Here is a 12,533-nt window from a genome sequence, read left to right on the forward strand (position 1 = left end):
GGGTCCCCTCATTCACTCGCCGCGCCGGACCGGCTGCGGGCGACGATCGACGACGCGGCGAAGTTGACGACGAGCGTCATCAGGAAGAGCGCGAGGCCCGCGGCCATCAGGGCCGACATGCCGAATTCGCTGGCCTCGCCGTAGCGCAGGGCGATCAGGGCGGCGACCGAACTGGCGCCGCTCTGCAGTACGTGCCACTGGATCTCGAAGACCGGCGAGATGATCAGGTAGACCCCGATGGTCTCGCCCAGGGCCCGGCCGAGACCGAGCATGGTGCCGCCGATCATGCCGCCCTTGCCGAACGGCAGGACGACGCTGCGGATCATGCCCCAGCGGGTGGCCCCCAGCGCGTACGCGCCCTCCCGCTCACCGACCGGGGCCTGCGAGAACACCTCGCGCATCACCGAGCAGGCGATCGGCGCGACCATCAGCGCCACGACGACGCCCGCGACCAGCGTGGAGGACGTGTAGACGCTCTCCGGTGCGAGCGGGTCGGCCGGATCGGCGCCGTCCACCCGGAAGAGCGGTATCCAGCCCAGGTACGTCGCGATCCAGCGCGCGGTGGGGAGGATCCTGCCTTCGAAGAAGAACAGCCCCCACAGCCCGTAGACCACGGACGGCACCGCCGCCATCAGGTCGACGACGCTGATCAGCGTGCGGCGCAGCCGGGGCGGCGCGTACTCGGAGATGTACAGCGCCCCGCCGAGCGCCAGCGGTACGGCGACGGCGACGGCCACCAGCGCGATGAGCACCGTCCCGACCAGCACGGCGGCGATCCCGAAGCGGCCGGCGTCCGGCTCCCATGCCTGCGTCGTCAGGAACGACCAGCCCGCCCGGGACAGCGCCTGCCAGGCCCGGTAGAGCAGAAACCCGCCGACCAGCAGCATGACCGCGAGCACCAGTCCGCCACCGCTGCGGGCCACTCCCCGAAAGACGCGGTCGGGCAGCCCCGGATCCGCGTACAGCCTCCGGGGCAGGTCCTGCGCCTCGGTCCCACTCGTATCTCTCGTCACGCGGACGACGCTGACGGCGCGTCATGGACATGCGCGCTCCGAGATGTGAATGAGGTGTGCCCTAAAGGCAACTTCCGGTGACGCCTCCCCTCTCACCGAGCAGCGCGCGGAACCGTTCGTACGCCGCCCGGCAGGTCGAATGACGCTCGTACGCCCGTGCCGAAACGACGGTGGCCCGTCCGTCCCGGTCCCGGAGTAACCAGATCCAGCCGTTGCCCTCCGGCGTGTGCTGGACCCCTCCCGCCAGCTCCTGCTGCCCGGCGCACAACTCCTCGAAGGCGGCCCGGCATTCGCCGTACTCGCCGTACGAGAGCGCGGAGACGGCGACCACGCGACCGTTCTGCGCGATCATCCGCCAGCCGTATCCGCCGTCCGTGTCGATGTCGATCCGGCAACGCGCACCGCTGGTGTCCGCTCTGCCGGAACCGCCGTCGTCCGTCATCTCGTCCCACCCCCCGCCGCCCGCATCGGAAGTCGGGGCGGCACGCGCAATGTATGGAGACGGACGTGACCGGGGGGACCGGAATCCTGCGACACCGTCGGCTTTCACACGGAAGTTGCCCGTAGGGCGCCCCGCATACACGGAGGCGTTCCACCCTGCGCCACGGCCGGCCGCCCGGACTTCCGGCGGGCGCGACAGGAGGCCGACCGCAGGGTCGTGTCGCGCGGTGGGGTCGGCACCGGGGTCCGTCACCGACCGGCCGTTTCGGCCGCCACCGGCGGTGGCCCCGGCCGCTCGGCGTGGTGGGTGAGGGCCGCGTGCGGGTCCCTGCTGCCGATGGGGGCGTGGTCGGTGTGGACGGTCGCGGCGGTCAGCCGGGGGATCGCGTGGATCAGGGCGTGCTCGGCGTCGACGGCCAACTCATGCGCCTGGACGACGGTCAGGCGCGGACCGACCACGATGTCGGCCTCGGCACGCAGGACATGGCCGATCCACCGCATCCGTACCTGCCCGATGTCCAGGACCCCCTCCACACCGCGCAGCGCGTGCTCCGCGGCTTCGACGAGGGCAGGGTCGACCGAGTCCATCAGACGCCGGTAGACCTCGCGGGCGGCGTCCTTGAGCACCAGCAGGATGACGAGAGTGATCAGCAGACCGACGACCGGGTCCGCCGCCCGCAGGCCCAGGGCGGCACCGCCGGCCCCCAGGAGGACGGCGAGGGAGGCGAAGCCGTCCGTACGGGCGTGCAGGCCGTCGGCGACCAGCGCGGCGGAGCCGATCCTCCGGCCGGTCCGGATGCGGTAGCGGGCGACCCACTCGTTGCCGACGAACCCGGTCAGGGCAGCCGCGGAGACCGCCCACAGGTGGGTCATGTCGCGGGGGTCGATCAGCCGGTCGACGGCCACCCAGGCGGCCAGGGCCGCGGACGCGGCGATGGTCGCCACGATGAGGACGCCGGCCAGGTCCTCGGCGCGGCCGTAGCCGTAGGTGTAGCGGCGGTTCGCCGCCCGCCGCCCGAGCACGAAAGCGATGCCGAGCGGGACGGCGGTCAGTGTGTCGGCGGCGTTGTGGATCGTGTCGCCGAGCAGCGCCACCGAGCCGGACAGGGCGACGATCACGGCCTGGACGACGGTGGCCGCCCCCAGGACCGCCAGGGAGATCCACAGCGTGCGCATCCCCTCGCGGGAGGTCTCCATCACCGCGTCGACCTTGTCACCGGCTTCATGGCTGTGCGGCGTGAGCACATGGGCGAGCCGGTGCCGCAGCCGCGTCGGCGGCGTGTCTCCCGCCCCGTGCCGGTGCTCGGCGCCGGTGTGACGGGGCGCGTGAGGGTGGTGGTCGTGTGCATGGGTGTGCCGATTGCCCTCCATGACCTCACCGTGGCACAGGGATTTGATTGCGGCTACAGCCGTCATACACCCTGTGACCAGGTGCGATGCCCTCGCATGTGCGGCTCGGGGGCGGGTGGCACGCCCGCCCCGGGTCAGCGGTCGCGCTTCTGGCGTGGAGCCCGTGGGGCGTACGGGGCGCCGCCCCGGGAGGGCGCCCCGTACGCAGCCGCCTCATGTCGCGTTCAGAGCGACCGTCGGGTGGAGACGGGAGGCACGGATCGCCGGACAGAGACCGGCGATCACACCGATCAGGAGGGTGGCGGCCAGGCCGCCCGCCAGGGACCAGGGCGGGACCACCGCCGTCCAGCCCTGGACCCGCGCGAAGCCGAACGTCGCCGCCGCGCCCAGCAGCGCGCCCGTCGCTCCGCCCAGGGCCGACAGCAGCAGCGACTCGGTGAGGAACTGGAGCCGGATCGCGTTGCGGGTCGCGCCCAGCGAGCGGCGCAGGCCGATCTCCTGGCGGCGTTCCAGGACGGAGATGACCATGGTGTTGGCGACGCCCACCCCGCCGACCAGGAGGGCCACCGCGCCCAGGCCGAGCATCAGGGTCGTCAGGCCCTTGTCGGTGGCGGCCTTGGCGGCCAGCGCGTCCGAGGGGCGGGAGACCCTGACGCTCGCCTCGTTGCCGGGGCTGATGGTGCGGGCCAGGATCGCCCGTACATCCTCCACCGAGGCGTCCGTGGAGCGCTCGAAGACGGTGGTGGGGTGGCCGTCGAAGGCGAAGTAGCGCTCGGCGGCGGGGAATCCGACCATCGCCACCCGGTCCAGGGTGGGGACCAGTTCGAGCGGCTTGAGGATGCCGACGACGACCACACGGGTGTCGTTCATCATGATCGTCTCGCCGGTGCGGGTGATACCGAGGCGCTGCGCCGCGACCGCGCCGAGGACCGTCACGGGGAGGCGTTCGTCGGCCGGATTCAGCCAGGCGCCCTTGTCGACCTCGCCGCCGAGCGTGGACAGCAGGTCGAGGCGGGCCGCCTGGGTGGTGACGCCGGCGGTGCGCTCCTCGGGGACCACGTCGCTGCGGCGGATGCGGGCGTCGACGTCGGCGGTGGCCGTGGCGTGCCGCACCGGGCCGACGCGCTCGACCATCGCGACCGCGTTCCTGGGGAGCTTGACCGGCTTCCCCATGGGGTCCTCGCTCGCCTCGGCGGTGAGGAGGTTGGTGCCCAGGCGGTCGAGCTGGGCCATCAGGCCCGCGCGGCTCGACTCGGACAGACCGACGACCGCGACCATGGTCGCGATGCCGATGGCGATGCCGAGCGCCGAGAGCACCACGCGCGCACGGCGGGCGCGCAGGCCGACCGCACCGACGCGGAGGATGTCGCGGTGGGAGAGACGGGCGGGTTTGAGGTCGTTCCTCATGGGCCGGCCTCCTCCGTGCGGGGGGCGGGGCGCGCGCCGGACCGCGCGTCGGAGACGATCTCGCCGTCCTTGAAGCGGACCCGGCGCGGCAGCGAGTCCGCGATCTCGTTGTCGTGGGTGATCACGCAGATGGTGGTGCCGGACGCGTTCAGCTCGTGCAGCAGATCCATGACCATCTTCCCGGACGCGGTGTCCAGTGCGCCGGTCGGTTCGTCCGCCAGCAGCAGCCGGGGCTCTCCCACCAGGGCGCGGGCGATGGCCACGCGCTGCTTCTCGCCGCCGGACAGCTCGTTCGGCGTGTGCGAGCAGCGGTGCTCCAGCCGCACCGCGGCCAGCGCTTCCCGCGCACGCGCACGCCGTTCCTTCAGCGGCACGCCCGCGTACAGCAGCCCGTCGGCGACGTTGTCCACCGCGTCGCGCCCCGCCGCCAGGTGGAAGTGCTGGAACACGAAGCCGATGTGGCGGGCGCGCAGCGCGGAGAGCCGGGAGTCGGAGAGCCGGGCCACGTCGTACCCGGCGACCCGGACGGTGCCCGTGGTGGGCTTGTCGAGGGTGCCCATCACGTTGAGCATGGTGGACTTGCCGGAGCCGGACGGGCCGACGACGGCGAGCAGTTCGCCCGCTTCGACGGTGAGGTCCACTCCACGCAGGGCGTGGACGCCGCCGGGGTACGACTTGGTGGCGTCCCGCAGTTCGATCACCGGGTCCGGCGTCATGACTTCGCCACTCCGACCTTCATTCCCTCGCGCAGGTCCGGGCCGCTGACCTCGATCCGTCCGTCGGCGGTCATGCCCGTCTCCACCCGCACCATCCTTGAGGTGGTGCCCTGGACCACCTGGAGGCCGTAACCGCCGTTCTCGCCGCGCAGGGCGACGACCGCCTCGACGGGGACCGCGAGGACGCCCCGGTGCGCCTCGCTGACGAACTTCACGCTCGCCGACGCCTTGGCGTCCTCGCCGGACGCGGCGCCCGCCCCGCCGTCCAGGACGACCTCGACGGTGATGCCGTCCTGGGCGCCGGCTCCGCCCCCGGACGCGGTCTCCTCGGGGCGCACCGTCCCGGCGACCCTGCCGGCCGCGGTCCTCCCGCTCGGCAGGGTGACCTCGACCTTGGTGTTCCTGGCGACGAGCGCGCCGTCGGTCTGGTCCAGTTCCGCCCGTACGACGGGCTTGGTGGAGGCGATCGTCAGGACCGGGGTGTCCGGCCCGACCTGGTCGGCGAGTGCCGCGTCGGCGGCGACCACCTTGACCTGGCCGGGCTGGAAGACGACATCCCCCCTGCCGACCCTGCCGGTGGTCTCACGGTTCAGGGACTTCTGCCAGAGCTTGACGGCGGCCTCGGTGTCCTTGTCGTACCGGATGTCGACGTACAGCTTCGACCCGTACCCCACGTCGCGCAGATTGCGCTCCAGTTGGAGTACGTCGCTGCCGCGGTCACCCACCTTCATCTCGCGGAACATCGGGACCGGCCCGTAGAGGAGGGTGACGGGCTTGTCGTTCAGCTCGTACAGCGCCTGCCCCCTGGTCACCGTCCTGCCTTCGGAAGCGGCCACCGTGACGGTGCCCTGGACGGCGGACTTGACGGGGCGGCGCTGCGCGAAGTCGAGCCTGCCGTCGACCGTCTTGGACTGCACGAGGTCGGTGCGCACGACGGTCGCCGTGGCGGGCGGCAGGTCGCCGCCCTTCCCGGAGGCGCCCGCGTCGCCGCCGTCGCCGAGGAACAGGACGCCCCCGGTGACGGCGGCGGCGACGGTCACCGCGCCGAGCACGAGAGGGACACTGCGGTGCTTCACTGCATGCCGTCCAGACCGTCGAGCAGCTTCGACTTGCACGCCTCGCGGGCCTGCTTGTACGACGGTGAGCCCAGGTCGATGGACGGGGACCCCGGGTTCGGGTCGCCGCCGGGGATCGCGTTGCCGCCGCTCATGGTCGGGTTGGTGAACCTGGAGACGCCGTGGTCCCGCATGCACTTGGCGTGCGCGAGCATCGACTCGTAGGACTTCTGCTGGTCGCGCTCGGGCTCGGCCGCCATGACGGCCTGCAGTTCGGGCAGGCACACGTTGTTCTTTCCGGCCTTGATGCCGGCATTGCGGCCGGATTGGGAGCCGATCTCGTTGATCTTCGTCCAGTCGAGGTATCCGCTGAGTTCGGGGTCGGGGTATTCCTTGTAGCCGCCCTTGGCACGCATGCACTGGACGAACTTCATCTGTGCGTCGTAGAAGGCGCTCTTGCCCGCGGGGCCGGCGCTCGGTCCGCTCTCGCCCTTCGTGCCGCTCGCGGCCGGTGCGTCCGGCACGTCGGCGATCGCCTCGTCGTTCTTCTTCGCCCCGCCGGCGCTGTCGTCGCCGCCGCCGCACGCGACGCAGAGGGCGAGTACGGGCACGGCCACGAGGGTGGCCACGCGCAGCCGGGCGGTGGCGCGGGGATTCGTCCTGAGGAAGCTCATGCGCTGTACGCTCGCCGCCGCGGATGATGGCCCGTCCATGGCCACATGATGGGAACGTAACAATGCCCCCGACCTGCACGTCCACTCTCGTAGGGGCTGGGCGGAAACGGTCTCGGCCTGCTCATAATCGGCCCCATGCCGCATGTACTGCTCATCGAGGACGACGTGTCCGTACGGGACGGAATGGAGCTCGTGCTGCGCCGGCACGGGTACGACGTCGACACGGCGGCCACCGGCGAGGCGGCTCTCGCCCTGCTGGACGGCCCCGGGGGCGGGAAGGTGGAGCTGGCCGTGCTGGATCTGATGCTGCCCGGCATGGACGGCTTCGAGGTGTGCCGCCGCATCCGCGCCAGGACCACCGCCATGCCGGTCATCATGCTGACCGCGCGCGGCGACGACTCCGACATCGTGACCGGCCTGGAGGCGGGCGCCGACGACTATGTGGTCAAGCCGGTCACCGCGCCCGTGCTGGAGGCCCGCATCCGGGCCGCGCTGCGGCGCGCGGAACCGTCCGGGCAGGCGCGGAAGGCGGACCCCGGCTTCGCCGGGCTGGTGATCGACCGCGCCGCACTGACCGTCACCAAGCGTGGCGTCCCCATCGCGCTGCCGCCGAGCGAGCTGCGGCTGCTGCTGGAGCTGTCGGCCTCCCCCGGCCGGGTCCTCAGCCGCGAGCAGCTCCTCGAATCCATCTGGGACCACACCTTCCTGGGCGACTCCCGGCTGGTGGACGCGGCGGTCGGCCGGCTGCGGGCCAAGATCGAGGACGTGCCCGCGAAGCCGCGTTACATACAGACGGTGCGGGGCTTCGGCTACCGCTTCGGGCCGCTGTGAACCGTACGGAAACGGCCGCTGCGAACCGCACGGACACAGCCGCTGCGATCCGCACGGACGGCGGCGGGCGCGGCGCCGCCCCCAAGCGGCGCACCCGGCGGCTGGTCGGCGGGCTGCGCACCCGGCTCGTCGTCACCTTCGTCGTCGTCGCCCTCATCAGCGCGGTGACCGCGACCGCCCTCGCCTACCGGGACGCTCGCACCGCCGTCCTCCAGCGCACCCAGAACGCCGCCGTGAACGACCTGCGGGAGCGGGTCACCGCGGTCGCGGCCGACTTCGACGTACCGCCCGACCAGCGGGCGCTGTCCCGGTTCGCGGCGAAGGTCTCGGACGGCATCGGCGCCCGCATCGTGGTCGTCCGCTACCAGGACCTCGTCGCGGTCTCCGACTCGCTCGCCGACACGGAGGAGAGGATCACCGCCGAGCTGCGCGCCGCCGTGCGCGCCGGGGGCGGGGCCCGGTTCCAGCGGGTGGTGTGGCGGGGCGAGCCCTATCTGGTCGTCGGCATGCCGGTGCGGTACGCCGACGGGGACCACCGCACCTCCGGCCTGGAGGTCTTCGCGATCACCGATCTGCGCGCCGAACGCGACGACACCGCCGCCCTGCTGGACTCCGTACGGACGGGCATCGCGCCGGTGGTGCTGCTGTCCGCCGTGCTGGCGCTGCTGGCCGCGGGGACGGTCCTTCGTCCGGTACGGAAGCTGGGCCGGGCCACCCGCGAGCTCGCGGCCGGAGACCTCGGCAGCCGGGTCGCCGTCACCGGGCACGACGAACTCGCCGACCTGGCACGGACGTTCAACGAGTCCGCCGACGCGCTCCAGGCCTCCGACGCGGAACTGCGCGAGCAGGAGGCCAAGGCGCGCCGCTTCGTGGCGGACGTGTCGCACGAACTGCGCACGCCCCTCGCGGCGATGACGATGGTGGCCACCGTCCTGGAGGAGGACGCCGACCAGCTGCCGCCGGACGCGGCGCGGGCGGCCCGTACCGTCGGCGCGGAGACGGCACGGCTGGCCCGGCTGGTCGAGGACCTGATGGAGATCTCCCGCTTCGACGCCGGGGCGGTACGGCTGAACGCGACCGAGACGGACCTCGCCGACACCGTACGGGCCTCACTGGCGCTGCGCGGCTGGACGGACCGGGTGCGGACGCGTCTCCAGGAGGACGTAAGGGCGGTGGTCGACCGGCGCCGCATCGACGTGATCGTCGCGAACCTGGGGGGCAACGCGCTGCGGCACGGGGCCCCGCCGATCACCGTGACCCTGGGGACGGCCCTCGCGGCGGACGGGGAGTGGGTGACGCTGGAGATCGCCGACCACGGTCCCGGGCTGCCGCCGGGGGCCCGGGAGCGGGTCTTCGACCGGTTCTACAAGGCGGACGAGGCCCGCACGCGTGGCGCGGCCGACGACAGCGGACAGGGCAGCGGGCTCGGCACGGCGATCGCGCTGGAGAACGCGCGGCTGCACGGCGGCACGATCGACGTGGCCGACGGACCGCGGGGCGGCGCGGTGTTCACACTGCGGCTGCCCCTGCGACGTACAGGGGAGGACGCGGAGTGAAGGTCCGGCAGGGAGTCGTGGTGGCCGCGCTGGGAATCGCCCTCATGGGGTGTGGCGTGCAGCCGACCGGAGTGATCGGCGCGGGCGAGTCCGCGTCCGGGCCGACGCGCGGATTCCGGCTGTACTTCGTGTCCGCCGACGGACTGCGCGGGGTGCCCGTGCCGGACGTGAAGATCAAGGACCTCGACTCGGTGGTGAAGCTGCTCCTCGCGGGGCCGTCGCCCGCCGCGCAGGGCGACGGGCTCACCTCTTTCGTCGAGCTCCCCGGCTTCTCGGCGACCGGAACGGGCAGCCGGGTCACGTTGCGCCTCTACGGCCCCTATCCGCAGACGGGGCGCGATCAGGGCACGGGCCAGCTGGTGTGCACGCTGGCACGCGCCCAGTCCGTACTCGACCAAAAGGTCAGGACCGACGACGTCGAGGTCACCCTGCGATCGCCCGAAGGCGCCACGCCGGGCCCCTACCGGTGTGCGGACTTCCTCAACAGGTGAGGCGGGCAGGCGGGTTCGCGGCGACGCTCCGGTTGCGCGGCCGCGCCGCCGTCCGCGCTGCGCACCGTCCCGTACGGCGCCATCGGTATGAAGAGCCGATGCCTCGGCCACCCGAACGGATCAAGTGCCGAGCGCATCGGCGAAGGCACGGACCGGCGCACGGCCCGCGGGACCGGCTGACACCCGTACCCGCTGGCAGCCCGATCGGGAGAGGGTCCCGGCGCCTCCCGCCCGGACCGTGTCAACGAACGACACGCCGCTTTCGGGGCGAGCGGGTGCCGGGGGGTCGCCCGGACAGGCGAACGGCACATCAATTCACCTGCGCACAAAGGATGCCGATGGGCTGTCAGATTGCACCTGAATGGCATACGGGTGGCCGCCGTCCCGACCGGCGCCCCGGGTTCAGCTTTTCGATACGCCCGATATGACAGGTATGGGGGGCGAAAGTACGTTCAGTCACGGGTCGACTGCGCAGCCGACCTCTCTGAGACAGGAGAAGTGACATGGCTAAACGTTCCACCGTGATCGTCGGCGCGGTCGCGGCCGTCGCGGCCCTGATCGCCACCGGCAGCACCCTCACCTCGGCCGCCACCTCCGAGCCGGCCCAGGTGGCCCCGGCGGCCCCGGCGCCCCCGATCGTCCAGCAGGCCGCCGCCCCCGCTCCCGCCCCCGCCGCGGTCCCCGACGGTGCGGGCGATACCGGAAAGGGCAACGGAGGCAGGGGCGACGAGGGCAGAGGCAACGGCGAGGGCCGGGGCGACGAAGGAGGCCGAGGCGGCGAAGGCCGAGGCGGCGAAGGAGGCTACGGCGAGGGCCGAGGCGGTGGCGGAGGCTACGGCGAGGGCCGCGACAGGCGCGACGAGGGCAGGATCCACTTCAACGAGCGCACGTACTCCGCGACCCCCGGCGGCTGCATCACCGCCGCCAGCGGCCTCGGCTCCACGAGCTTCAACATCTTCAACGACAGCCGCCGGACCGTCGAGGTCTTCAGCGGGGCGACCTGCGACAACGGCGCCCCTGTCGCCACCGTCGGACCGTACGGCGCCACCAATGGCGTGTTCCCGCGACGCGTCGAAGGAGGCATCTTCGTCCCCGATGGAGTAGGGGGAAGCTTCCGGGTGATCGAGCACGACGACTACGACTGGTGACCGGGCCCACCGCCCGCATGAGGTGACACGGACCCCGGCCCGCCGGAATCGGGCCGGGGTCCGCGCATGACCGGCCCCCGGAGCGGCTTCGACGACCGGGCCACGGCCAAGCCCCCATTATTAGGTAGACTGGTCTACCTAATTCAGCAGAGGGGCAGGAATGACCGATCCGAAGGCCGGCGAGAAGCAGCCGGTGACGCGGCGACGCGGGGCCGCACGAGGGCGGATCCTCGACGCTGCGGCGCGCCGGTTCTATGCCGACGGCGTCGCGGCGACCGGGATCGACACCATCACGGCCGAGGCCGGTGTGGCGAAGATGAGCCTCTACAACAACTTCGCCTCCAAGGCCGATCTCGTCTCCGCCTACCTCCAGGCCCGGCACGAGGAGTGGCTCGGCCTCTACCAGCGGCGCCTGGCCGATACGCGGGGCCCGAGGGAGGGCGTGCTCGCGGTCTTCGACGCCTACGCCGACCATGCCGATCTCGCCTATGAGCACGGCTTCCGGGGATGCGGGCTGCTCAACGCCGCCGCCGAGCTGCCCAACGGGCACGAGGGCCGCACGGTGGTGCGCCACCACAAGGAGCAGGTCGAGGACCTGCTCCTGGCCCATCTCCAGCAGCTGTTGCCCGGCCGGGACGAGCGGGCCCGCGCCGCGGCGGAACACCTGGCGTTCCTGCTCGAAGGGGCCATCGTGCGCGCGGGCCTCGAAGGAGACGGCGTACGCATGCGACGGGCACGCGACATGGCGGCTCGTCTGGTGGACGGCCTGTGATCCGGCAGGCCGGGCGCGCCGCCGGACCTGGCGCGGGCGCGTTCGCCGTACTGCTGGCCTCGGTGCTGTGGGGCACCACGGGCACCGCGGCCACCTTCGCGCCGCAGGTGGGGCCCCTGGCGATCGGCGCCGCGGCGATGGGCCTGGGCGGCCTGCTGCAGGCGCTCGTGGCCGGGCGCCGCATCGCGCAGGGCCGCGCGCAGCTCGGGGCGCAGTGGCGGACCGTGCTCGTCGGAGGAGTCGGCGTGGCGCTGTACCCACTGGCGTTCTACACCTCCATGCATCTGGCCGGTGTCGCGGCGGGAACGGTCGTCTCGATCGGCTCGGCCCCGCTGGCATCGGCCTTGATGGAACGGATCGTCGACCGGCGGCGGCTGTCCCGGCGATGGATGGCCGGGGCCGCCCTGGGACTGGCCGGCACCGTGCTGCTGTGTGCCGCCGAGGCCGCGCGGGGCGGTTCCGCGACCGGTGCGGGGTCCGCCCGGCAGACCATCGCCGGCGTGGGGCTCGGGCTGGTCGCGGGCCTGACCTACGCCGCGTACGCGTGGGCGGCGCACCGTCTCATCACCCGCGGCATCGCCTCCCGCGCGGCCATGGGAGCGGTGTTCGGGCTGGGCGGGCTGATGCTCGTACCCGTGCTGCTGGCCACCGGCGCACCGCTGATCGCCTCCTGGACGAACGCGGGCGTCGGCCTCTACATGGCGCTGGTGCCGATGTTCACCGGGTACGTCCTGTTCGGGTTCGGCCTGGCCCGCGTCCCCGTGAGCACCGCGACGACCCTGTCCCTGCTGGAGCCCGCCGTGGCGGCGGTGTTCGCGGTGCTGGTCGTGGGCGAACACCTGCCCGTCCTCGGCTGGACCGGGATCGCGCTCGTCATCGCCTGCCTCGGCGTGCTGACCGTCCCCTCCCGGCCCCTTCGAGTTCCTCGCCGTGCCGACCGCCGCTCCCGGTTCCTTCGCACTCCTCGCCGCGTGACGGCGGGGACGCCGGCGACGGGTCCCCCACGTCCGCGGCCCCGTCGGCGTCTTCGGACCGTGCCGCCGCCGACCGGCCCCGACGCGATCGAGGATCCGCGATGA

13 protein-coding genes are annotated in these 12,533 nt (G+C 72.8%); 6 read left to right on the top strand and 7 right to left on the bottom strand.

Annotated features, from left to right (window positions below; all coding sequences use genetic code 11):
• Nucleotides 1–8: 8 nt before the first annotated feature.
• From pstC to ABZ826_RS06275, 7 genes are all read right to left on the bottom strand, one after another.
• Nucleotides 9–1,013 (bottom strand): phosphate ABC transporter permease subunit PstC, encoded by a 1,005-nt coding sequence (gene pstC / locus ABZ826_RS06245; protein WP_361442966.1) that lies wholly within the window; start codon nucleotides 1,011–1,013, stop codon nucleotides 9–11.
• A gap of 61 nt (nucleotides 1,014–1,074) precedes the next feature.
• Nucleotides 1,075–1,455, bottom strand: coding sequence for a hypothetical protein (locus ABZ826_RS06250; RefSeq protein WP_361442969.1), 381 nt, complete (start codon nucleotides 1,453–1,455; stop codon nucleotides 1,075–1,077).
• A 248-nt stretch (nucleotides 1,456–1,703) separates the two neighbouring features.
• On the bottom strand, nucleotides 1,704–2,825 hold the full coding sequence (locus ABZ826_RS06255) for a cation diffusion facilitator family transporter (protein ID WP_361442972.1): 1,122 nt from the start codon (nucleotides 2,823–2,825) through the stop codon (nucleotides 1,704–1,706).
• A 192-nt stretch (nucleotides 2,826–3,017) separates the two neighbouring features.
• On the bottom strand, nucleotides 3,018–4,211 hold the full coding sequence (locus ABZ826_RS06260; RefSeq protein ID WP_361442975.1) for an ABC transporter permease: 1,194 nt from the start codon (nucleotides 4,209–4,211) through the stop codon (nucleotides 3,018–3,020).
• Nucleotides 4,208–4,927, bottom strand: coding sequence for an ABC transporter ATP-binding protein (locus tag ABZ826_RS06265; protein ID WP_361442978.1), 720 nt, complete (start codon nucleotides 4,925–4,927; stop codon nucleotides 4,208–4,210). Before ABZ826_RS06265 ends, ABZ826_RS06260 begins: the two co-directional genes overlap by 4 nt.
• Nucleotides 4,924–6,003, bottom strand: a complete 1,080-nt coding sequence (locus ABZ826_RS06270) for a peptidoglycan-binding domain-containing protein (protein WP_361442981.1) — start codon at nucleotides 6,001–6,003, stop codon at nucleotides 4,924–4,926. Before ABZ826_RS06270 ends, ABZ826_RS06265 begins: the two co-directional genes overlap by 4 nt.
• The gene (locus ABZ826_RS06275; protein ID WP_361442984.1) at nucleotides 6,000–6,656 is read right to left on the bottom strand and encodes a hypothetical protein; all 657 of its coding nucleotides are present in this window, start codon (nucleotides 6,654–6,656) and stop codon (nucleotides 6,000–6,002) included. Before ABZ826_RS06275 ends, ABZ826_RS06270 begins: the two co-directional genes overlap by 4 nt.
• Before the next feature lie 135 nt (nucleotides 6,657–6,791).
• Between ABZ826_RS06275 and ABZ826_RS06280 the strand changes: the two genes are divergently transcribed.
• The 6 genes from ABZ826_RS06280 (at nucleotide 6,792) to ABZ826_RS06305 (ending at nucleotide 12,533) form a co-directional block, all read left to right on the top strand.
• Entirely contained in the window at nucleotides 6,792–7,487 is a 696-nt protein-coding gene (locus ABZ826_RS06280) for a response regulator transcription factor (RefSeq protein WP_361442987.1), read from the top strand.
• 47 nt (nucleotides 7,488–7,534) lie between these two features.
• The gene (locus tag ABZ826_RS06285) at nucleotides 7,535–9,043 is read left to right on the top strand and encodes a HAMP domain-containing sensor histidine kinase (protein ID WP_361443158.1); all 1,509 of its coding nucleotides are present in this window, start codon (nucleotides 7,535–7,537) and stop codon (nucleotides 9,041–9,043) included.
• Nucleotides 9,040–9,534, top strand: a complete 495-nt coding sequence (locus tag ABZ826_RS06290; RefSeq protein ID WP_361442990.1) for a hypothetical protein — start codon at nucleotides 9,040–9,042, stop codon at nucleotides 9,532–9,534. The genes ABZ826_RS06285 and ABZ826_RS06290 overlap by 4 nt, the downstream gene beginning before the upstream one ends.
• Nucleotides 9,535–10,037: 503 nt before the next feature.
• Nucleotides 10,038–10,682 (top strand): hypothetical protein, encoded by a 645-nt coding sequence (locus tag ABZ826_RS06295; RefSeq protein WP_361442993.1) that lies wholly within the window; start codon nucleotides 10,038–10,040, stop codon nucleotides 10,680–10,682.
• Between the two features lie 160 nt (nucleotides 10,683–10,842).
• Complete coding sequence (locus ABZ826_RS06300; protein ID WP_361442996.1) at nucleotides 10,843–11,454, top strand: helix-turn-helix domain-containing protein; 612 nt, start codon at nucleotides 10,843–10,845, stop codon at nucleotides 11,452–11,454.
• On the top strand, nucleotides 11,451–12,533 hold the full coding sequence (locus tag ABZ826_RS06305; protein ID WP_361442999.1) for a DMT family transporter: 1,083 nt from the start codon (nucleotides 11,451–11,453) through the stop codon (nucleotides 12,531–12,533). The genes ABZ826_RS06300 and ABZ826_RS06305 overlap by 4 nt, the downstream gene beginning before the upstream one ends.

Source organism: Streptomyces sp. NPDC047515 (assembly GCF_040643055.1).
GTDB lineage: Bacteria > Actinomycetota > Actinomycetes > Streptomycetales > Streptomycetaceae > Streptomyces.